Source organism: Fictibacillus sp. Mic-4 (genome assembly GCF_049843615.1).
In the GTDB taxonomy this organism is placed as follows: domain Bacteria; phylum Bacillota; class Bacilli; order Bacillales; family Fictibacillaceae; genus Fictibacillus_A; species Fictibacillus_A gelatini.
In genome coordinates this window covers 72,331-92,897 of the sequence record NZ_JBBHZM010000011.1, presented here as the reverse complement: position 1 = coordinate 92,897, position 20,567 = coordinate 72,331, and the positions used below count along the sequence as shown (strand labels likewise).

Below are 20,567 nucleotides of genomic sequence, written 5' to 3'. Positions count from 1 at the left end.
AGATCTAGCAGTCTTTATTTTATTGCTGTAATTCTTTATCGTTTTTACCAATATCGTTTACAACATCGCCAATGGTTACATTTTCAAGCGCCTTTTCCATCGCCAGTTGCGCTGCTGTGAATAGTGGAACGATTGCCTCTTGAATATTTCTGCCTACAGGGCAATCGGGATTGGGCTCGTCATGCACGCTAAACAATTGGTTCTCCTGAACGACATTGACGGCTTTATAAACGTCAAGCAATGTAATATCCGATAAATTTTTCGCCAGTTCAGCGCCAGCAATGCCAGGGCGTACTTTCACCAGCCCTGCACTTTTCAGCATTCCCATGATTTTTCTTACAACCACTGGATTCGTATTTACGCTCTTTGCTATATATTCGGAAGAATTGATTCCATCTTTATTCATTTCAAGAAGACATAATATGTGGATTCCTACAGCGAAGCGGCTGCTGATGGACATTTGCATTCACCTACCTTATGAATGATGCATCGATCTTGACATGTAATTTATGTGATTACAGTGTTTATTATACCTTAACGAACGAATAATAAATGAGAAAAAGTATTCGTAGAATAGGTTGACAAAATGAACGGTTGTAATTATTATTGTTACATGTAATTGATTTGGTTACAGATAATCGAATGAATGATGGAGGAATAAATAATGAAAATCGGAATCATTGGCGCCAGCGGTAAGGCAGGCAACCTTATTTTAAAAGAAGCGGTTGAAAGAGGGCATGAAGTTACAGCGATTGTTAGAGATACGGCAAAAATGCAGGGAAAGAACGTCGAAGTGCTTGAAAAAAACATATTTGACGTAAAGTCTGACGATATTCAAAAGTTTGATGTCGTAGTGAATGCATTTAATGCTGCTCCAGGCCAAGAACACCAGCATGTCGAAGCGGGGAAGGTCTTGATTGAAGCGCTAAAAGGCGCGCCTGATACAAGATTAGTCGTCGTAGGAGGAGCTGGAAGCCTATTTGTCGATGAAGCGAAGACGATGCGATTATTTGAAACTCCGGATTTCCCGGAAGCTTATTTTCCAACCGCTACAAACATGGGAAAAAACCTTGAAGAACTTCAAACCGTAAAAGGGATTCAATGGACATATATCAGCCCTGCGGCTTTCTTCAACCCGGAAGGAAAAAGAACGGGTTCTTATAAAAAAGGAAAAGATCAATTAATCATGAATGAAAAAGGCGAAAGCTACATTAGCTATGCGGATTATGCCATCGCCGTAGTAGATGAAATTGAAAACCCGCAACATATAAACGAACGTTTTACGGTTGTCGCCGAAGCAGAATAATCTTTTGTAGTGAAGACCATTAGTATATAATGCTAATGGTTTTTTCATTGACGAAGCCTTTCCATTCTTTAGCGTAAGTGCATTTCGGATTCTGATTTGCTCCAAAGTTCCTGGCAAAACGCATGTAAAACGTATTTTTCCTTCAAACCGCATGATAAAATAGAATATAGTGATCTTCAGTGAAAAACAAATGGTGATTATAACCGAAGCCGTTAGAAAGGGGATGGCGGTTTGAAAAGTCTGATGGAATTACAAATCGGGGAGTCTTTAGAAGCGGTTCAGCTAGAACCTGTTTCAAGGATCTCTTTAATTAAGTATGCCGGTGCCTCCGGGGATTACAACCCGATTCATACGATCGATGAAGAAGCAAAAAGAGCCGGGCTACCAGGGGTGATTGCACACGGTATGTGGACAATGGGGCATTTAGCCAAACTATTTACGCCTTATTATGATGAGGGTTTTATTCAAGATTACTCTGTCAGGTTTAGAGACATGGTATTTCTCAATGACGTTATTACATTGCAAGCAACGTTAAAAGAACTAAATGGAAATAAAATGAACTTTCTGGTCAAAGCAGTCAATCAACATGGAAAGGAAGTCGTAAAAGGAAACGTGTTGTTTCATATGTATGAATGAGAAACCTATAATTGATGGAAGTATCGTATTAGAACGGTTTACGGTTTTTCAATTGGCGCCGTATGAATTAGAACTAATTAGTAGCGGCATTGTCTATGGCGTTAAATCGTTGCCAGAAGAAGTGACGAGACGATGATGCTGTACCTTAAAGTAAAACCCCTGATCTTTTCTATCTAAAGGAAAAAATCAGGGGTTATGTTTATTTAAAATGATAGGACTGAAAAACGTTTGTTACTTTTGGAACGACATAGTGGCTGCCGCGTTTGTTCTCAACGTTTTCGATCATCATCGCGATGAGCAATTCAGGGTGGTTATTGTTAAAGGCGACATACCAGCCGTTTTCTTTTCCTTTTTCGCCCTGTTTCATCTTTAATTCCGCCGTTCCCGTTTTGCCGGCAAGCGGAACGTCTGCCATCATCCCGTCGTGGGCGGTTCCGTGCGGGTTTTTGACGACTTGAACAAGATCATTGCGAATGGTGGACGCGACTCCGGACGGCATTACATCTTTTTTCCAAAATGTTGGCGCCTCTTCGCCCTTATCCGGGATGACAAGCCTCGGGGCGATCAAGTTTCCTTCGTTTACAAAAGGCGTGTAAGAGAGCGCCAAGTGAAGGATGCTCATTTCGACCTGACCCTGACCGTAGCCTGTATCGGCGAGGCGGCCTTCTGACCATTCGCCGCTAATCAGGCTCGATGGCTCAATCGGATAATCAAAGGGGATTTTTTCGCCAAGGCCGAACGCTTTTGCCTCTTTTTCAAATGTCTCGCTTCCAATCGCTAAAGCGGCCTGGGCAAAATAAATGTTGTCCGAATAAACGAGCGCTTTTTTTAAATTAACCGGACTCACATCGCTTACCCTTGTCACATAATGGTCGCCCCATGACTTATTCTTTTGCCACTTTAAGCCGTTGATTGTTTTTTCTTCATTCGGGTTGATTGTACTTGTTTTCAAACCGATGGCTGCCGTGATCGGCTTAAACGTAGAGCCGGGCGCATACGTTTGCTTAAATCGGTTTAACAGCGGTTTCTTTGGATCATTGTTCCACTTTTCGTATTGTCCTTGAGACAGCCCGAGGACAAAAAGGTTGGGGTCATAGGACGGACTGCTGACAAGAGCCAATACATCGCCGGTTGACGGATTGATCGCGGATGCCGTTCCCGCATCTTTTTTCATTTGCCCGTAAAGGTTGTTTTGTACAGTTGCGTCGATCGTCAGTTTGAGCGGTTTTCCATCGGCCGCCTGCTTTTCGGCGAGCACGTCTTTTTTGTTGCCATTTTTATCGACGATCGTAATGATGCCGCCATTTTCCCCTCTAAGGCGCTTTTCAAAAAGCTGTTCCAGCCCGGCTTTTCCAACCCAGTCATTGGCGGTGTATCCTTTGCTCTTTAGCTTTTTCAATTCCTCGGCGTTGACCGGCCGAATATAGCCGACTAAATGGGCCGCGGCGTTTTTCAGCGGATAAACGCGCGTCATCGTTTTTTGAAAGGCCACTCCGTCAATTTTCTTCAGCTTCGATACGGCCGGGTCGTCCTTCGAAACGGTTTTAATGGGCACGAAAGAATCCGGCCTTACCCAGGAAGCCTTCAGTTTCTGGTCAATTTCCTTAACCGATACTTCAAGAATTTTCGCCATTTTTTGTTTTGCTTCTTTATCTTTCCCTTTCATCCATTGGGGAACGATCCCGACTTGATAGACCGTGCCATTGATGGCGAGCCCTTTTCCGTTGCGGTCAAAGATTTCTCCGCGTTTCGCTTCGTACGTTTCGGCCCGGACTTTATCGCCTTTTTTCATTGGCGGGAAAATTTGCGATTCATCCCATTGGATATACCAATTTTCCTTTTCGCCTTTACCGCTTTTCACGAGTTTGACGTTTTGCTTATAATGGACCGGGCCAGCAAGCGTATCCATTTTTACCTCATATGGATAAGAAACGGCATTGTTCTTGTCAGGTTCAGGTCCTTTCTTTGGAATAAGAGGTTTAATCGTTACGTTTTTCGCTTCAATTCCTCCATAAATTCCTTTATATCTCTCAATGAAATCATCTTTCGAAATGGTTTTCTTCGATTCGCTTGATAACAGGGTGTACATATCGCCGTACTTCGCTTTTTCCCAGCTCGATATGTATTGCTTGAAATGGTCCTCGGGTGATGGTTCTTTGCTGCAGCCTGTAATCAGACAGGCAAGCAAAACCCCTATGGCGGCAACAAGTAATCTTCTCAAAAGTAGACCCCTTTCTTGATTTGTTTAACGGGTTGTATTGAATAGCTTAACTTTATCATAATTTATCATCCATTATTATGAAAATGCTCATGGAAAAAAGGACCAGCCAAAACGGCTAGCCAATAAGGAGAATAATATAAAACTACTGATTCGCAGGCAAGCTAAGAAAGGCTGGTATCCCTTAGATTTAGCTTGTTTTTCAAGATCAGCATATTTATTTTATGATGAAACTTTTCTCTAGAAAAGTACTATCTTTTTCTAGTACCCGAACAAATGATTCTATTCGATTTCAACGGAAAATGTTTCTTTTAAGCCTTTTTTTCCGTCAGCGGTGATCTTTATCGCCCGCGTTTTTGGCAGGCGCTCCATCCAGTTTAATTCCAACAAACGTTCAAGTAGGGCATTTCCTAAGGCTCCGGCAAGATGATGGCGTCTTTCGCTCCAGTCGAGGCATTTGTGCGAGAATGAACGCCGTTTTTTCCTGACCAACTTAAGGTCAATTTGAAACGCCTCAAAAAATTCCTCGCCTTTTTTCGTAACGGTAAACGCATTCTCCTCTTCGCCAATCACACCTGAGTTTAGCAGGGATTCTGTCAATTTCACGCCTAAATTCCCGGCAAGATGGTCATAGCATGTTCTAGCAAAACGAACCGCCCGATCTTCCGAAGCTTGTTTCAATGATTTAATTTTTACCGGCGGAGCGATAGACAAGATCGATTCCATCACGCGGGCCACTTCTTCGTCCCGAATTCCATAGTATCGATGCCTTCCATGCTTTTCAACGGCAACGACATTTGCATCAACCATTTTTGCTAAATGGAAGCTTGCCGTTTGCGGCTTGACTCCTGCCATAAACGCTAATTCACTGGCAGGATGAAACCGCCCGTCCAATAAAGCGGTTAATATCGCCGCACGTGAAGGCTCGCTTACAAGGGCAGCGACTTTTGCGGCATTTGGGATTGCGTTCATAGTGTCCCCTCCTTGATTTGCATTCCATACTTCGATGATAGTGGAAATATTTATGTTTTACAATAGAGAAGAACTCAAGAATGGGAGGAAAAATGAAATGTTACAAACAACAACCATACAACCGAAAATTCTCTATTACGGAACGCCTGTTATTTTGCTAAACACGCTGAATGAAGAGGGGACGGTGAATATTAGCCCGATTTCGTCATCATGGGCATTGGGAGATTGCATCGTACTGGGGGTCGGCCTTGGCGGAAAAGCGATTGAAAATATGGAGCGGCACGGTGAGTGCGTCATTAATGTTCCAGATCCTTCGTTATGGGAGAACGTCGAACGCCTGGCTCCTTACACTGGGAAACACCCCGTTCCCGCGTTTAAGCAGGAAGTTGGATTCACTTATGAAAAAGACAAATATAAAATAAGCGGCTTGACACCAATGGAATCGAAAGTAGTTAAGCCTTCCCGGATTATGGAGTGCCCGCTGCAAATCGAGGCAAGAGTGAAGCACATCCGGATTCCCGATCATTTTCCTTTTTTTGCGATAGTAGAGACGGAGACGGTTTGCGTACATGCCCATAAAGAGATCGTCATTGGCGAACATTACGTCGACCCGCATAAATGGAGTCCGCTCATCTATAATTTCCGCCATTATTTCGCCCTTGGGGAACACCTGGGGAAAACGTTCCGCGCTGAACGTTAAGGAAGACGCATTTATTAAATCATTCACTTATTCAGTTAAACAAGCAAAATCCCCTGGATAGGGGATTTTGCCTTAAACATACAATTTATGTACAGTCGTCACCAGACAAATAAGCCGACGAGCATGGCGCTTAATAAAGAAACGGCAACCCCGCTCACAAGAAGCTTCCATACATTTTTGCCGATGACGGTTGATCGTTCGGCGCCCAATAGCGAATCATACGTTCCATAAATCATGCCAACGGTGCTGAAGTTGGCAAAAGACGTTAAAAATGTCGTCGCAACGGCGATCGTGTGTGGAGGCAATGAACGCAAATGCGTTTTTAAATCCATCATTGCGACAAATTCATTCGTTGCGATTTTGATCCCCATTAACTGTGCAACATATAGCGCATCATGCCACGGCAGGCCGAGCAAATAAGCAAACGGGCTGAAAATATAGGAAAAGATTTTTTGCAGGGTCAATCCGTGGATGAAGAATCCTAATATCCCATTAATACAGGCTGTTAGCGCCACATAGCCGATGACCATGGCGAGAATGACGATAACCATATTGATTCCAACTAACATGCTGTTTGAAATCGTTGAGAAAAAATCTTTTCGCTCTTCTTTCGGAGGGGTATAGATGATATCATCCTCCTTGCTGACTTCCACCGGATTTAAAATATTGGCCAGGATGAGCGCATTTAAGCAGTTTAGCGGAATGGCGCTGAAGACATATGTTGCGGGAACCATCGAAAGGTAAGCGCCAATGATTGACCCGCTAATGCTCGACATGCTCATGATCCCGAATGTCAATAAACGGTTCGCTCTCAGCACATCAAGTTGCTGGCGGATGACGGCCAATGCTTCCGTATTTCCTAAAAACATCATTTGAATCGAAAAGAAGCTCTCTAATTTTGGCAATCTCGAAACTTTTGAAATGCACCAGCCTACTTTATCGATGATCCATGTCAAAATCCCGAAGTAAGAAAGAATATCAAAGAATGTAATGACAAAGATGATCGGAAGCAATGCGCTGAAGAAAAAGTCGATCGTTTGATTGTCCATCACTGACGGGAAGGCAAAGGCGATTCCTTGATTCGCGCAGGAAATCAGCCAGGTGAAAAATGAAGCGATTTGATCAATGATCCATCGTCCAACGGTTGTTCCTAACATGATCCATGTAATGAGCAATTCAAGGACGAGCAAGATGAGTATCGGCCGCCACTTCACTTTCCTCTTTTCAGGAGAACATAAGAAAACGATGGCGAGCACAATTAAAATGCCTAAACAATTGAATAAGAAATACATAGGCGACAACTCCTTGTCGGTTAGTATTTCAACATAAAAAAGCTCTTATTCTTCATCCGGTTCGGATGAAAAACAAGAGCACAAAGGATTGAAGTTGTCGGTTAATAAACTTCGTAATTTTGTCCGGTTTGTGCACCCTCGACGCTCTTTTTGAACGCTAAGGCAACGCGGCTGACTGGAACCGGATCGAATCCAGGGAATAATCCGCTATATTTATGCCATGATTCTTGCACAACATTCGGACTGACGCTATTGATTCGGATTCCCCTCGGCATTTCAATGGCTGCGGCTTTTACAAAAGCTTTAACCCCGCCATTTGCCATGGCGGCAGATGCTCCCTTAAGGATGGGGTCATCCATCAAAATTCCAGTTGTCAACGTAAAGCTCCCGCCGTCATTCACGTAGTCCATTCCTACGAGCACTGCATTAATCTGGCCTTTTAGCTTGCTTTCAATCGCAGTCTCATTTAATTCCGGCGTCAATTCAGATAAAGGCCCGAAATAGGCGCTTCCCGTTGCACTGACGACAGCATCTACTTTACCGGTTTGTTTGTACATGTTTTTCAAGCTGTCGATGGAAGTAATATCAACCTTCACATCAGCGCCATTTCGCCCGGCACGAATAATTTCGTGGGTTTTTCCTAATTCTTCCGCGACTGCTTTTCCAATGGTTCCGCTTGCACCGATTACAATAATTCTCATGTTTAAAATCCCCACCTTTCCAAAAAGATTTGCCTATTTTAAATCTAAATAAAAATATTTCCAAAAGCAAATTGTAGACACTATCATTACCATAGGCAGGGAACATCTTTTTCTTAAAAATTAATACGCATTCTGTTTAGCAAAGATTTCTCCAAGAGAACGGAGAAGCTCTGGAACGTCCATGCGCTCCATAACCACTTCAATGAAGACAAGCTTATCTGCGGTTTCAGCCCGATGGAAGGCGTCAGCCAGCTCCTTTTCGGTAGTCGCGCACATGCTCAGGCTATTATCGTTCATGTCAAGCACTTCGGGCAATTTGCTGTACTTCCACCTGTTAATGTCGTTATATTTCTCATTTGGTCCATGAATGGCGCGTTCTACGGAGTAGCCGTCATTATTAATGAGGATAATGATCGGTTTCAGTCCATTTTTCAGGATGGTCGATAATTCCTGGACGGTGAGCTGGAATGATCCATCGCCGATGACTAAAATATTGCGGCGGTCCGGGTTTGCGATTTGCGTTCCGAGCAATGATGGCAGCGTATAGCCAATGGACCCCCATAACGGCTGTCCTACAAACGTCGACTTTTCAGGAAGCGGCATTGTAGCTGCGCCGAAGAAGGCGGTTCCTTGTTCCACAAGAAGTACATCCTCTTTGTTTAAGAAACAGCTGAACTGTTTCCAAAAGCGTTCCTGGCAAAGCGGTTCATCAGTTGGAATAAAAGTATTGTTCGTTTCCCTATCGTAAAAGGATTGAACGTTTAACGTTTCTTTATCGCGTCGGCGGACATTTGCAGTCAATCGGTCCAATACATCGCCCATGGCCGCTGCATAAAAGGTTTCATTTAATTTAGCCCATGAAGGGTGAAGTTCAATTATTTTATGTTCATCGAGTTGATGAGAAAAGCCGCCTGTCAGTGAATCCGTCAATTTCACCCCGATGCTTATAATGCAGTCCGCTTCTTCAACCCGGCTTCGGACATATGGATCGCTCAATGCACCCGTATAGATGCCGATGAATTGAGGATGGGTTTCATCAATCACGCCTTTACCCATGCTTAGCGAGCTAATGGGGAAGCCGGATTGGTTAACAAAAGCTTGTAACTTATCATTCATGTCATAGCGATTCACTTCGTAATCCGCTAAAATGACCGGAATTTTCGCCTCGTTTATTTTATTTAACGCGAGGTCGATGAATTTGTTCAATTCTTCTGTTTCGCTTTTGAAGTTCCGTAGTGCCAGCGGGGTTTTTGGCGCTTCAATTTCTTTATAGCTAATATCAGAAGGTAGATTAATATAAACCGGCCGCTTATATAGCCAACATTCTTGAAGTACGCGGTCAATTTCTTCGGCGGCATTTTCCCTCGTTAAGGTCGTTTGGGCTACCGTCACTTCTTTAAACATGTTAGTAAAATGTGTGAAGTCGCCATCTCCTAGAGTATGGTGGACATATGCGCCAGACTTGACCACGCTAGTTGCCGGTGAACCGGTAATTTTGACCACTGGCAATTGCTCCGCATAAGAACCAGCGATTCCGTTAATCGCACTTAATTCCCCGACTCCAAAAGTCGTTACGAGTGCCGCGATGCCATTGATTCGCGCATAACCGTCCGCAGCATAAGCGGCATTTAATTCGTTGCAGTTGCCTATCCATTCAATATGATCAGTTGCCTCGATTTGATCGAGAAATCCCAGGTTAAAATCACCCGGAACGCCAAAAATATGTTTAACACCCATTTCTTTTAGTCTTAAAAGCAAATAATCGCCAACTGTGCATGTCGTTGAATTCATTTATGCAACACCCCTTTGCTCAATTAGGTCAATAAACTTGACCTATGTCATTATTCACTATATCATCATGGTTCAATAAACGTCAATATTGTTGACCTATATTGAAAAAAGTTTAAATTTTCATGACTCATTAAAAAAAGACGCCGAAGTTTGATATTCTTTAAACGGGAGGTTACATGAGATATGGAGAAAAATCGTGAAGAACAACTAAATGAAATACTTGTCCTCTTTTATTTTGCCTACCGGACATTTACGAAAGAACCGGATCGCATCCTTGAACAACACGGCATCCAGCGTGTCCATCACCGGATTTTATTTTTCATCGCACGAAAGCCTGGATTGAGCGTAAATGAACTTCTTGCAACGCTGGAAGTAAGCAAGCAAGCTCTCCATGCCCCAATGCGGCAGCTGATTGAAATGGAATACATAAAAAGCGAACCGGCAGAATATGACCGCCGCGTCCGAGAGCTCCGCCTGACGGAAAAAGGCGAAAAGCTCGAAAAACAATTAAGCAATGTTCAGCGAAAGAAAATGGATGCCATATTTAAAGAGGCAGGCGTTAAAAATGAGGAAGTATGGAAAGAAATAATGAAAAAAATCATAGAAAATGAATGAGCTGACGAATGTGGCTTTTGCTATAGCACACAGCCTTTTTGAATAGCCCGGCACTTCTGGAGTTACATTAAAGTAGGAGGTGAATCACGATGGACAAAAAGAAGAATGAAAAAATCCAGGACAATGTACGGGCCGAGCTTGGCGGCTTAGAAATATACGGAACGACAGGAAATATTGAAATCGGCGGCTACCGCATGTCAGGCGATATTGAAAATGCGGGGCGCCTTGACAAAGGATTTGAAAAAGCTCCGGGCAATGAAGGAGCAACAGCCTCATGGACGGAAGAGAAGCAACGCAAAAAGCTCCGCAAACATTAGATTCTTGTAAAAAAAGAACTTCTTTTAAAAAAGCCCGGGCGCTCTATTGCATGGCCCGGGTCTTTCCAATTCGTTTCAATCGACATTTTTCGTTTATTTTCCAAAATCTCAATTTTATTTTCCAATGCCGGGAATTTATTTTCTAAGATCTTAATTTTATTTTCCAAAACCACGAATTTATTTTCCAAAACCCATTATTTTTTGTCCAAACTTGCTTTAAATGGATTTCTCTCGTGCAAACTTGTTTTACAAACGCAAACTATTTTCTTCCAACCAATAAGCTTCTCTTATATTAATCTGCCTGCGAATTTTCCTCACGATATCGACGGTAATTTGCCCTTTCTCATACAAGTATTGAACTTCATCCCGCTCCGCTTGAAATGCCTTCACTTGCAGTTCCCGTTTTAAACGGGAAAATTCTCTTCCGTCAGCTGCGATCAACATCTTCAATTTCGTGAGCCGCTCGTTATATTCCCCAATGACGAGAAAAGATAATGCTTTATTTGGGGAAGTCAATCCGTTTTTTAACTCGCGAATGGCCGCTTCTGCCATGTTCATTTTTAACCGGATCATGTCTTTATGTTTTGTGAGCCGCTTTTTGCGCAATTGCTCTTTGTTCGGCTTGAAAACCTGGGCCATTTGCGCCAGGATTTTTCCTAGCAATGTCCATAAGACGAGCGCCTTATATTTTAATTCGTTTGTGATGGCCATTTCTTTACGGCGAATATATTCCTGGGCCCAATAAGCCATTTCCCGGTTAATCCGCTTTTCTTTTATCAATTTTTCTACATACCGCGACTCCGCTTCAAGCGCTTGAATACGGATTTCGGCTTCTTCATTTTTTAAATGAGCCGGGTCGATCTTCGTGCTTTCATATTTTAATTGGTTAATTTCGTGATTGTAAGCCGTAATGATCGATAAAGCTGCCGGGCGGTTTTCGTCATTTACTGCTTCCTCGATGGCCCGGATGGCAGCCACTTTTATTTGAATAACCGCATCCTTTTCCATTTCTTCCTTTTTTCTCTCAATCGCTATATCTTCCGTTTTAGCAACCATTGGAAGGAAAATGCTTGCCACGACGAGAGTTACCAAAATCACGCCGGCCGCAATAAAAATAATCAATGAACGTTCCGGAAATGGGCTCCCGTCAGCAAGAACAAAAGGAATCGAAAACGCGCCTGCCAATGTAACCGCCCCTCTTACACCGGAGATTGTCGTTATTCCAATCAATCTGAGGGCAGGTTTGGACATCCGTTTCTTTTTCAATAGCCAGCCGATCCACCAGGAAAAATAAATCCAGGTGAAACGAAGCACGTAGAGAGTAGCTGTAATAAGCAAAATATATTTCGTCACAACCACATTGTTAAACATCGGGTCTTTAAAAATTTGGCTCATGACCTTTGGAATTTGCAGGCCAAGGAGGACAAACACTAGCCCATTTAAAAGATACAAAATGACGGTCCATGTGCTTTTTGATACGATTTGCAAATCGATCGTCGGCGATTTTTCCCGGTCTTTTTCCACTGCATGAACAATTCCTGCTGCAACAACGGCTAAAATGCCGGAAAGATGCAAGTGTTCAGTGACGAGATAAATAACAAACGGGGTCATGATTTGAATGAGCATATGCACGGTCACATCTTCCATACCGAAACGGCGAAGAAGCACCCGGAACCGGATGATGATGAACGCAAGAAGCGCTCCGCTAAAAAATCCGCCGATGGCAATCGCTAAAAAACTGATAGAGGCATTGGCCAGTGAAAAAACGCCGGTTACGGTTGCCGCCACTGCAAATTTAAAAGCAACAAGACCAGATGCATCGTTCATGAGCCCTTCGCCTTCTAAGAGGTGCATCACATCTTTTGGCATGTTTACCCGGCTTGACATCGCGCTTACCGCAACCACGTCTGTCGGAGATAAAATAGCGGCCAGCGCAAAAGCAGCAGGAAGGGGAATTGAAGGGATCAGCCAATGAATAAAGTGGCCGATGGCAAACACCGTGACAAACACAAGGCCGAGAGCAAGGAGCAAAATCGGCACCCGCAATTTCCATAAAGCCACTCTTGAAACAGTTCTCCCATCATTAAAAAGGAGTGGGGCGATAAAAAGGACTAAAAACAATTCCGACTCCATCGGTACGTGGATCCCAAAAGGAAGAAGAGCCATCACGACGCCAAAGGCAATTTGAATGAGCGGCGCAGGAATAAACGGCACGATATGATTGACAATATTCGAAAGTCCAATGATAGCTAGCAGCAGCAAAACAATGAGAAACATTTCCATTTCGTACATTTCCTTTTTAATGATTATCATTTGAAACGGCCACTTTCCTTATTCGACTAAAAGACCGTATTGAAAAATGAATAAGCGGGCAAAATGCAACCCGGATAAAGTATCAGAGGCAAAATTTTTGTCTAATAGAGCCTGTCTCAAGGACAAAAATGAGGCCCGGAGACGAAAATCTGTCCGATAGAACAGGTCTCAAGGACAAAAATGAGGCCCGGAGGCGAAAATCTGTCCGATAGAACGGGTCTCAAGGACAAAAAAGAGGTCAGGAGACGAAAAACTGTCCGATAGAACGGGTCTCAAGGACAAAAATGAGATCCGGAGACGAAAATCTGTCCAATAGAACCGATCTCAAGGCCAATAATAAGAGGCGGATTTTTGTTCAATAGGTTCGTCTATCGGTAATAAGTACGGCAAAAGAAGTTGTGGGAGTCAAAATTTTTGCTGACTTCGATCAAGTGTTGAAAAGGAAAGTGTGAACTTAGTTTTTAAAAAAACAAATGGGTCAAGATTTCGATCCGTTTTTTACTGTAGTCATAGGGTGTTTAACATCATTATCATTTGAAAATTGATTCTGAAATGGGGCAGAGTGTCTTAACTCTGCCTCATTTCTTTTTAAGAGATTCAATTTTGATTATTTATGTTAATTTTCGTTATATTACAAAAAATAACTTGCATAAATGAACATAAAGTAACATAATAGAACATAAGAAATTAATAAGGATGGAAAAAGTATGTTGCCATTGGAAAGAAAACTGGAGATTGTAAAGCGGATTGAAAAAGACGGCAAAGTGGAAATCGAACAACTGGCCAATCAGCTGAATGTATCAAGCATGACCATAAGGAGGGATCTCTCTCTGCTAGAGAAAGAGGGAAAGATCGTCCGGACGCACGGGGGGGCTGTCGCTGCGAGTGAATTGATTGCGGAGACGCCATACAGCAGTAAATCGATCACGAGAATTGAACAAAAACAAACAATCGCAAAATACGCTGCGACATTAATTCCTGAAGGTTCGAGCATTTTGTTGGATTCAGGGACGACAACCATCGAGATCGCAAAAGAAATCAAAACGAGGGAAGACCTGACGATTGTAACGAATGACCTGAAAATCGCCTCCGAATTGCTGGACTGCCCTTCCGAGGTCATTTGTACTGGAGGATCGGTCCAGAAGGGCGTTGGGGCAATGTTTGGCCCGCATGCCCAGGCTTTGTTGAGGCAAATCCGGATCGACATCCTTTTTCTTGGCGCACATGCGATTGACGTTAAAAATGGGCTATCTGCCCCTACTATGGAAAAAGCGCTGATCAAGCGCCTGATGGTTGAATCTGCATCAAGAACATGGGTCATCGCCGACTCCAGCAAATTTAACAAATGCTCGTTCTCGCAAGTTTGCCCGCTTCGCCAAATCGAAGCAATCATTACGGATTCAGAGCTATCTGAAGAGGACAAACTCCGATATAGCGAACATGTAAACGTTCATCAAGTCCATGAAGGGAGTGAAGAGGTTTCATGAAGAAAATCGCTGTCATAGCCGATGATTTAACGGGAGCGAATGCGACGGGGGTCCTCCTTTCAAAGCACGGCTTCTCAACAGCCACCATCCTTCAGGGGTTTTTAAGCCAGCCGTTTAACTACGATGCTATATGCATTGATACGGATAGCCGGTATATATCGAAAAAAGCGGCCTACCAGAGCGTGAGCAAAATCGCTTCTGCGATGCTGGCACAGGGAGTCGAGCTCTTATGCAAGCGGATCGACAGCACAGCGCGCGGAAACATTGGCGTGGAAATCGATGCGATTCTGGATTGCATCGGCGATCATTCCGTTGCCATCGTCATGCCGTCATACCCTTCATCCGGCAGGACGACGGTAGGAAGTTATTTACTTGTGGATGGAGTGCCCGTGCAAGAGACGGACGTCGGAAAAGATCCCCAGTCTCCGCTAAAAGATTCATATATTCCCTGGATCATATCAAGTCAGAGCGAAAGGAAAATAGGTTGCATCGAATTGAATGAGGTGCTGGGTGGTAAAAACATGATTGCCCGGAAGATAAGCGAATTAGTGGACAGTGGATGCAGGATCATCGTCATTGACGCTGTCACGGAGATGCACATTGAAGAAACAGCAAGCGCAATGGCTGAATGGAAAACCTGCTTTGTCCCGGTAGATCCGGGCCCCCTTACCGCCGCATATGCGAAAAAGAAATACGGGAATGATGTGAAAACTCCTAAACTACTTGTCTCGATAGGAAGCTGCACTTCAGTCACAGAAAGGCAGATCGGCCACCTTATTCAGAAAATGAACGTCCAGCCTGTCTACATTGATCCTGGAAAACTGGCAAACGCCGATTTAAACGTGAGAAATGATGAACTTCTAAGAGGGGTGGAGGAAGGCTTGCTGAGGACAAAAACGGAGAGCGTCATCCTTGTGACGACAAATCAGCCGGATCAGCCTTTGCTAGATTTGAAGGCTTTGGCCAGCAAGCAGAATACGACGCAGGAGTCGTTGGCGAGAAAAATCACCGACGGCCTCGCGCTTATCAGCCAGCGGATCATTCAAGGAAGCGAGACGGCAATCAGCGGATGTTTTACAAGCGGAGGGGATGTCACCGCCTCCATTTGTGCAGCAAGCCGGGCCCACGGAATCCAATTGATGGACGAAGTTTTTCCGCTCGCCGCCTATGGCCGTTTCGCCGGAGGCTATCTCGATGGCATGCCCGTCATCACAAAAGGCGGATTAATCGGCGGCGATGATGCCATCACCGTCTGCATTCGATATTTGTTCAAGCAATTGTCTAAATCTAAAGATATAAAGGAGAACATGTCATGATGAAAACTAATGAAAAACCAGTGATTGCAATATCTATGGGGGATCCGGCGGGAATAGGCCCTGAAATTATAGCGAAGGCCCTTTCAAAATCTGAAATTTATGACGTTTGTCGGCCCGTGCTCGTCGGTCATAAAGAAGTGATGAGCCAGGCTTTAAGTATTACTGGCTTATCGAGGAAATTGAATCCAATTGCTACCCCCTCTGAAGGGGAATTTACTAGCGGAATAATCGACATCATTCATTTGGACAATGTAGATATGGAAGAATTGAAGATGGGCGAAGTTCAAGGGATGTGCGGACAGGCGGCATTTGACTATATCCAAACGTGCATCGAATTTGCGAACGAGGGCGTTGTCGATGCTTTCGCCACTGCGCCGATCAATAAAGAATCGCTGAAAGCGGCGAATGTGCCGTACATTGGCCATACCGAAATGCTCGCCGGGCTTACGGGGGTAGAAGATCCGTTGACGATGTTTGAAGTCCGCTCGCTGAGGATCTTTTTCCTGACCAGGCATTTGTCCTTAAAAGAGGCAATTGGCCAAATGACGAAAGAGCGGGTGCATGATTATTTAAAGCGGTGCACAAAAGCGCTCCACCGGCTGGGAATCGAAAATGGAACCATCGCCGTTGCAGGATTAAACCCGCATAGCGGTGAAAACGGATTGTTCGGAAGGGAAGAAGTGGATGAAATTGCGCCAGGTATAGAGAAGGCCCGGAAAGAAGGAATCAATGCCTTTGGCCCTGTGCCTGCGGATTCCGTCTTTTATCAGGCATTGAATGGAAAATATGATGCGGTTCTCTCCCTTTACCATGATCAGGGGCATATTGCGGCCAAGATGACAGATTTTGAACGAACGATCTCGATCACAAACGGATTGCCGTTCCTTCGCACTTCCGTCGACCATGGAACGGCGTTTGACATTGCCGGAAAAGGGCTCGCTGGTTCGGTAAGCATGGAAGAAGCCATTAAGCTTGCCGCAAAATATGCTGAAAAGTTCCGCGCTGCACAAAAAGCTTAGACGGAAATCAACGGGGGATCATGAATTCCCCTTCTGCTTCCGCAAGAATGAAAGCGGTTACCTGGTAATTATGAATGGACGATATTTTGTTTTCTTGGGAGGAGACTATTATGGGACAGTCTAAATGGCTCAAAATCATTCCAATTGCATTCATTATGTATATGCTTGCTTACATGGATCGGATTAATGTCGGCGTATTGTTGCCCTATATGGAAAAGGATTTGAACATTTCAGCATCCGCTGCAGGTGACATTGCTGGCATCTTTTTTGTCGGCTACTTAATCTTGCAAATTCCGGGCGGGATTCTTGCTTCGAAATGGTCCGCAAGAAAGTTCGTTTTCATTTTGATGATACTTTGGGGGCTTGCGGCGATGGCATCGGGATTTGTCCAAACGGAAGGCCAGCTCAAGGTCGTTCGGTTTTTATTGGGAGTTGCTGAAGGCGGCGTTTGGCCGGCGGTTCTCGTTCTCCTTGCAAATTGGTTCACCACTGGTGAACGCGCCCGGGCCAATGCGTTTTGGATGGCGTGCTTGCCGGTTTCTGCCATCCTCATGGCGCCATTATCGGGCCTTTTATTAAAGCAATTTGATTGGAAAATGGTCTTCGTCATTGAAGGCGTCCCTCCATTGATCTGGGCCTTTGTCTGGTACTTTCTGTTAAAAGATAAACCGTCGGAAGCAGGGTGGATGGACCAGACAGAAAAAGAGGAGCTGCTCAAAGACTTGAAGGCGGAGCAAGCTCAAGCCGTCCAATCGGAAGGGTATGGAGCGGCCTTCAAAAATAAGGTTACGTGGGGATTAGTCCTTATGTATTTCTTATGGATGACCGGGTTCTACGGGTATACGCTATGGGTTCCAAGCGTTGTCAGCACATTCACGGAGGATTCAGCCACTATGGGATGGCTAACGGCGATTCCATTTACCTTTGCCCTCATCTGGATGATTGTCAATTCTTATTGGTCCGACAAGCGCCTGAATCGGGTGCAGCATGTGGTCGTTCCGCTATTGATCGCGGCTGTTTCAATGGTGGCAGGGCAATTTGTTTCATCTCCGTTGCTCCAAATGTTCCTTTTGTCGGTCACCGCTATCGGGGTATATGCCCCCTATGGGCCGTTATGGGCGATCCCTACGGCGATCATTCCCGCCGGAGTGGTCGGCGCCGCCCTTGGACTTCAGAATGCGATCGGAAATCTTGGCGGCTATTTCGGGCCGAAGTTTTTCGGAGTGTTTAAAGATGCGACAGGAAGCTTTCATGCCGGTTTCTATTTTCTCGCGCTTGCGCTTGCCTTAGCGGCGGTTGTCAGCGCGCTGCTGGGGAAAGGCATGAAGAAAAACAAGCAGCCTCAAATAAAACATAAAATAAATCAAGTGAAATAGAAAGAGGCAGCATCCACCCGGGTGCCGCCTCTTTAATGTCTATTGAGGGATCGCGTTGAAATATTGTCGGGCGCTTTTCAACCCTTTGACTAATGCATCAATGTCTTCTTCTGAATTGTAGAGATAAAAGCTTGCGCGGGCGGTAGCGGAAACTTGAAGCCACTTCATCAATGGCTGGCAGCAGTGGTGACCCGCCCGGATGGCGATCCCCTCTGCATCCAAAACGGTTGCTACATCGTGCGGATGAACATCTTCTAAATTAAACGTAACAAGTCCGCTTCTTTGCTCAGGATCCTTTGGTCCATAGATTTCGAGTCCCTCAATAGCGGATAGCATTTCCAAAGCATAGGCCGTAAGCCTTTGTTCATGGCGCCGGATGGCATCCAATCCAATTTCCTTTAAAAAGTCGATCGCTGCGGCAAGCCCGATGGCGCCCGCGATGTTGGACGTACCTCCCTCAAACTTCCAGGGGAGTTCTTTCCAGGTCGAATCATATAAATCGACAAAATCAATCATTTCCCCGCCGTACTCATAAGGTACCATTTTCTCGAGTAGTGCTCGCTTTCCGTAAAGAACCCCGATGCCGGTGGGGGCGGCCATTTTATGTCCGGAAAGCGCGAGAAAATCGCAATCCAGATCTTGAACATCGATGTTCAAATGCGGGGCGCTTTGGGCGGCGTCAACGCAAATGACGGCTCCATGCCGGTGGGCGATTTCCGCGATTTCTTTCACGGGAAGAATGGTTCCCATCACATTGGACACATGGGTGATGGAGACGAATTTTGTTCTTGGCGTGATCGTTTTTTCTGCATCTTCAAGACGAATCGTCCCATCCTGCTGAATCGGGAGAAACTTAAGGACAGCACCGGTTTTTTTAGCCGCTTGTTGCCATGGGATAAGATTGCTATGATGTTCCATTAGTGTAGTGACAATTTCATCTCCTTCTTTCAGGAATTCTCTGACATAGCATTGTGCGACTAGATTCAATGACGCGGTTGTGCCACGGGTAAAGACGATTTCCGCTGCCTCTTTTGCATGGATAAATTGCTTCACTTTTTCCCTGGCATTTTCAAAAGCATCTGTCGCAAGCGTTCCAAGCGTATGTACGCCCCTGTGCACATTCGAATTGTATCGCTTATAGTAATCCTCCAGTGCCCGGATAACGGAGAGCGGTTTTTGCGATGTTGCTGAACTATCTAAATAAACTAAAGGATGGCCATTGACTGTCTCATTAAGGATCGGAAATTGCTTTCGAATTTCATTAATGTCCATGAATGATTCTCCTTTCCATTCCATCTAAAAATTTGATTTGCCTTTACAGCAGGTAACGGCTTTTATCCATATGATGGCATGAAATTACCTATAATACAAATCTAATTATTGTTATATAATCATAATATGGATGTTATGAATGGGTTTGGAGGGCGCCATGAATACGAGACATTTAGCTTTATTTTTGCAAGTGATCAAAAAAGGGAACATCACACAGGCTGCCAATGAGCTGAATATGAGCCAACCCGCTCTTTCGATGCAACTTAAGCGGTTGGAGAAAGAGCTAGGGGTCACGCTATTCACCGTCGTTGGGAGGAATATTTCCGTTACGGACGCCGGAATTACATTAGCGGAATATGCGGAAGCGATGTTATCATTGGAAGGGCAAATTAACCGGTCGATGGACGAGTTCCGTGAGGGGAAGCGGGGGAGAATCGTGATCGGCTCTTCTCGAGTCGTTGAAACGTATTTGCTAGCGGAAGCCATTTGTTCATTTACCGAAGCTTATCCCAATATCGGTCTAGAGCTAAAAACTTATACGGATGAAGAAATTGAAAGATTGGTCCGATTGGGCAGCATTGACGCGGGATTGACCTTGAACGCCCCTATAGACCATTTTTCGTTAAGAGTGACATCATTCGCAAACGTGCGCTTAATCGGCATTCAACCGCCGGCGCCATTAAAAACGAGAAGAATGCTCATTCCAGGCGATATGGCCGTGCCTGAGGCTGAGGAACTTGGATTAGATGTGATGAGGCTTGAATCTACGGAGGCGGTGAAGCGCTTTGTTATGGAAGGCGTTGGATATGGCGTCGTTTTGGAATCTTCCGTGGAATCGGAAATCGCCGGCGGCAAACTTCAACAGTGGCCAGGCTATCGCCCATATGTCACAACCGTTAATGTCGTCACCCGCCCGGCTGAGCGGCTTTCGCAAAGTTTATGGTATTTTTTAAACCATTTGCGCACGAGGTAAAACAATTATTTGGAAAAATAAGGAGTTTCGATAACAACGGCAAATGGAATTATTTTAGTATTGCTGGTTGATAGAAAATTTGCTATTATAAAATAAATTTAAAGGCTATGTGTGACTGGCGAAACGCGGATCACCGCGAGGGAGCACATAGTATCGAAAATAGCCGTTCGCCTGGGCTGAGGTAAGGGATTTTTTCCCTTGCCTCTTTTTGTTTTTCGGGAGGGGATAGGTCGAGGCCAAAACAAATTCGGCGCTTTGAAGTT

Annotated in this window: 19 protein-coding genes and 1 riboswitch; of the genes, 11 read left to right on the top strand and 8 right to left on the bottom strand. The window is 44.6% G+C overall.

Annotated features, from left to right (window positions below; genetic code table 11):
- Window positions 1-19: 19 nt before the first annotated feature.
- The gene (locus WD019_RS09745) at window positions 20-460 is read right to left on the bottom strand and encodes an Rrf2 family transcriptional regulator (protein WP_425711360.1); all 441 of its coding nucleotides are present in this window, start codon (window positions 458-460) and stop codon (window positions 20-22) included.
- A gap of 204 nt (window positions 461-664) precedes the next feature.
- Between WD019_RS09745 and WD019_RS09740 the strand changes: the two genes are divergently transcribed.
- From WD019_RS09740 to WD019_RS09730, 3 genes are all read left to right on the top strand, one after another.
- Entirely contained in the window at window positions 665-1,306 is a 642-nt protein-coding gene (locus tag WD019_RS09740; protein ID WP_425711359.1) for an NAD(P)-dependent oxidoreductase, read from the top strand.
- Between the two features lie 231 nt (window positions 1,307-1,537).
- A complete protein-coding gene (locus tag WD019_RS09735) occupies window positions 1,538-1,942 on the top strand; it encodes a MaoC/PaaZ C-terminal domain-containing protein (RefSeq protein ID WP_425711358.1) in 405 nt (134 codons plus the stop codon).
- A complete protein-coding gene (locus WD019_RS09730; protein ID WP_425711357.1) occupies window positions 1,935-2,078 on the top strand; it encodes a hypothetical protein in 144 nt (47 codons plus the stop codon). The genes WD019_RS09735 and WD019_RS09730 overlap by 8 nt, the downstream gene beginning before the upstream one ends.
- A 63-nt stretch (window positions 2,079-2,141) precedes the next feature.
- On the opposite strand, the gene WD019_RS09725 is transcribed toward WD019_RS09730, so the two are convergent.
- Together WD019_RS09725 and WD019_RS09720 are read right to left on the bottom strand one after the other, a co-directional pair.
- Window positions 2,142-4,163, bottom strand: coding sequence for a penicillin-binding transpeptidase domain-containing protein (locus WD019_RS09725; protein WP_425711356.1), 2,022 nt, complete (start codon window positions 4,161-4,163; stop codon window positions 2,142-2,144).
- A gap of 279 nt (window positions 4,164-4,442) precedes the next feature.
- Window positions 4,443-5,132, bottom strand: coding sequence for an ArsR/SmtB family transcription factor (locus WD019_RS09720; protein WP_425711355.1), 690 nt, complete (start codon window positions 5,130-5,132; stop codon window positions 4,443-4,445).
- A 97-nt stretch (window positions 5,133-5,229) separates the two neighbouring features.
- Between WD019_RS09720 and WD019_RS09715 the strand changes: the two genes are divergently transcribed.
- On the top strand, window positions 5,230-5,832 hold the full coding sequence (locus tag WD019_RS09715; protein ID WP_425711354.1) for a flavin reductase family protein: 603 nt from the start codon (window positions 5,230-5,232) through the stop codon (window positions 5,830-5,832).
- Between the two features lie 98 nt (window positions 5,833-5,930).
- Here WD019_RS09715 and WD019_RS09710 read toward each other — a convergent pair whose 3' ends face one another.
- The 3 genes from WD019_RS09710 to WD019_RS09700 all read right to left on the bottom strand — a co-directional run bounded on the left by WD019_RS09710 (window position 5,931) and on the right by WD019_RS09700 (window position 9,616).
- Window positions 5,931-7,124: a NupC/NupG family nucleoside CNT transporter gene (locus WD019_RS09710; RefSeq protein ID WP_026678946.1), complete on the bottom strand. Its 1,194-nt coding sequence runs from the start codon at window positions 7,122-7,124 to the stop codon at window positions 5,931-5,933.
- 101 nt (window positions 7,125-7,225) lie between these two features.
- Complete coding sequence (locus WD019_RS09705; RefSeq protein ID WP_026678947.1) at window positions 7,226-7,825, bottom strand: short chain dehydrogenase; 600 nt, start codon at window positions 7,823-7,825, stop codon at window positions 7,226-7,228.
- 120 nt (window positions 7,826-7,945) lie between these two features.
- Complete coding sequence (locus WD019_RS09700; RefSeq protein WP_425711353.1) at window positions 7,946-9,616, bottom strand: alpha-keto acid decarboxylase family protein; 1,671 nt, start codon at window positions 9,614-9,616, stop codon at window positions 7,946-7,948.
- A 183-nt stretch (window positions 9,617-9,799) separates the two neighbouring features.
- Between WD019_RS09700 and WD019_RS09695 the strand changes: the two genes are divergently transcribed.
- Together WD019_RS09695 and WD019_RS09690 are read left to right on the top strand one after the other, a co-directional pair.
- On the top strand, window positions 9,800-10,231 hold the full coding sequence (locus WD019_RS09695; RefSeq protein WP_425711352.1) for a MarR family winged helix-turn-helix transcriptional regulator: 432 nt from the start codon (window positions 9,800-9,802) through the stop codon (window positions 10,229-10,231).
- Window positions 10,232-10,320: 89 nt separating this feature from the next.
- A complete protein-coding gene (locus WD019_RS09690) occupies window positions 10,321-10,548 on the top strand; it encodes a hypothetical protein (RefSeq protein ID WP_425711351.1) in 228 nt (75 codons plus the stop codon).
- A gap of 246 nt (window positions 10,549-10,794) precedes the next feature.
- Here the strand turns inward: WD019_RS09690 and WD019_RS09685 are convergent, their stop codons facing one another.
- Window positions 10,795-12,831: a Na+/H+ antiporter gene (locus WD019_RS09685; protein WP_425711366.1), complete on the bottom strand. Its 2,037-nt coding sequence runs from the start codon at window positions 12,829-12,831 to the stop codon at window positions 10,795-10,797.
- Between the two features lie 737 nt (window positions 12,832-13,568).
- Between WD019_RS09685 and WD019_RS09680 the strand changes: the two genes are divergently transcribed.
- The 4 genes from WD019_RS09680 to WD019_RS09665 all read left to right on the top strand — a co-directional run bounded on the left by WD019_RS09680 (window position 13,569) and on the right by WD019_RS09665 (window position 18,059).
- Window positions 13,569-14,348, top strand: coding sequence for a DeoR/GlpR family DNA-binding transcription regulator (locus WD019_RS09680; protein WP_425711350.1), 780 nt, complete (start codon window positions 13,569-13,571; stop codon window positions 14,346-14,348).
- Entirely contained in the window at window positions 14,345-15,664 is a 1,320-nt protein-coding gene (locus WD019_RS09675; protein WP_425711349.1) for a four-carbon acid sugar kinase family protein, read from the top strand. The genes WD019_RS09680 and WD019_RS09675 overlap by 4 nt, the downstream gene beginning before the upstream one ends.
- Window positions 15,664-16,683: a 4-hydroxythreonine-4-phosphate dehydrogenase PdxA gene (gene pdxA / locus WD019_RS09670; RefSeq protein WP_425711365.1), complete on the top strand. Its 1,020-nt coding sequence runs from the start codon at window positions 15,664-15,666 to the stop codon at window positions 16,681-16,683. The genes WD019_RS09675 and pdxA overlap by 1 nt, the downstream gene beginning before the upstream one ends.
- 110 nt (window positions 16,684-16,793) lie before the next feature.
- On the top strand, window positions 16,794-18,059 hold the full coding sequence (locus WD019_RS09665) for an MFS transporter (protein ID WP_425711348.1): 1,266 nt from the start codon (window positions 16,794-16,796) through the stop codon (window positions 18,057-18,059).
- 39 nt (window positions 18,060-18,098) lie between these two features.
- On the opposite strand, the gene WD019_RS09660 is transcribed toward WD019_RS09665, so the two are convergent.
- On the bottom strand, window positions 18,099-19,331 hold the full coding sequence (locus WD019_RS09660; protein ID WP_026678957.1) for a cysteine desulfurase: 1,233 nt from the start codon (window positions 19,329-19,331) through the stop codon (window positions 18,099-18,101).
- Window positions 19,332-19,488: 157 nt separating this feature from the next.
- Here WD019_RS09660 and WD019_RS09655 point away from each other — a divergent pair, with 157 nt between their 5' ends.
- Complete coding sequence (locus WD019_RS09655; RefSeq protein ID WP_051291579.1) at window positions 19,489-20,304, top strand: LysR family transcriptional regulator; 816 nt, start codon at window positions 19,489-19,491, stop codon at window positions 20,302-20,304.
- Between the two features lie 101 nt (window positions 20,305-20,405).
- Window positions 20,406-20,488: riboswitch (ZMP/ZTP riboswitch) on the top strand.
- The last annotated feature ends 79 nt before the right edge of the window (window positions 20,489-20,567 follow it).

Bases quoted from the DNA above. Each gene is read 5' to 3' on its own strand.
- WD019_RS09745 (WP_425711360.1), bottom strand. From the start codon at position 460: ATGTCCATCAGCAGCCGCTTCGCTGTAGGAATCCACATATTATGTCTT.
- WD019_RS09740 (WP_425711359.1), top strand. From the start codon at position 665: ATGAAAATCGGAATCATTGGCGCCAGCGGTAAGGCAGGCAACCTTATT.
- WD019_RS09730 (WP_425711357.1), top strand. From the start codon at position 1,935: ATGAATGAGAAACCTATAATTGATGGAAGTATCGTATTAGAACGGTTT.
- WD019_RS09720 (WP_425711355.1), bottom strand. From the start codon at position 5,132: ATGAACGCAATCCCAAATGCCGCAAAAGTCGCTGCCCTTGTAAGCGAG.
- WD019_RS09715 (WP_425711354.1), top strand. From the start codon at position 5,230: ATGTTACAAACAACAACCATACAACCGAAAATTCTCTATTACGGAACG.
- WD019_RS09710 (WP_026678946.1), bottom strand. From the start codon at position 7,124: ATGTATTTCTTATTCAATTGTTTAGGCATTTTAATTGTGCTCGCCATC.
- WD019_RS09705 (WP_026678947.1), bottom strand. From the start codon at position 7,825: ATGAGAATTATTGTAATCGGTGCAAGCGGAACCATTGGAAAAGCAGTC.
- WD019_RS09700 (WP_425711353.1), bottom strand. From the start codon at position 9,616: ATGAATTCAACGACATGCACAGTTGGCGATTATTTGCTTTTAAGACTA.
- WD019_RS09695 (WP_425711352.1), top strand. From the start codon at position 9,800: ATGGAGAAAAATCGTGAAGAACAACTAAATGAAATACTTGTCCTCTTT.
- WD019_RS09690 (WP_425711351.1), top strand. From the start codon at position 10,321: ATGGACAAAAAGAAGAATGAAAAAATCCAGGACAATGTACGGGCCGAG.
- WD019_RS09685 (WP_425711366.1), bottom strand. From the start codon at position 12,831: ATGGAAATGTTTCTCATTGTTTTGCTGCTGCTAGCTATCATTGGACTT.
- WD019_RS09680 (WP_425711350.1), top strand. From the start codon at position 13,569: ATGTTGCCATTGGAAAGAAAACTGGAGATTGTAAAGCGGATTGAAAAA.
- WD019_RS09675 (WP_425711349.1), top strand. From the start codon at position 14,345: ATGAAGAAAATCGCTGTCATAGCCGATGATTTAACGGGAGCGAATGCG.
- pdxA (WP_425711365.1), top strand. From the start codon at position 15,664: ATGAAAACTAATGAAAAACCAGTGATTGCAATATCTATGGGGGATCCG.
- WD019_RS09665 (WP_425711348.1), top strand. From the start codon at position 16,794: ATGGGACAGTCTAAATGGCTCAAAATCATTCCAATTGCATTCATTATG.
- WD019_RS09660 (WP_026678957.1), bottom strand. From the start codon at position 19,331: ATGGACATTAATGAAATTCGAAAGCAATTTCCGATCCTTAATGAGACA.
- WD019_RS09655 (WP_051291579.1), top strand. From the start codon at position 19,489: ATGAATACGAGACATTTAGCTTTATTTTTGCAAGTGATCAAAAAAGGG.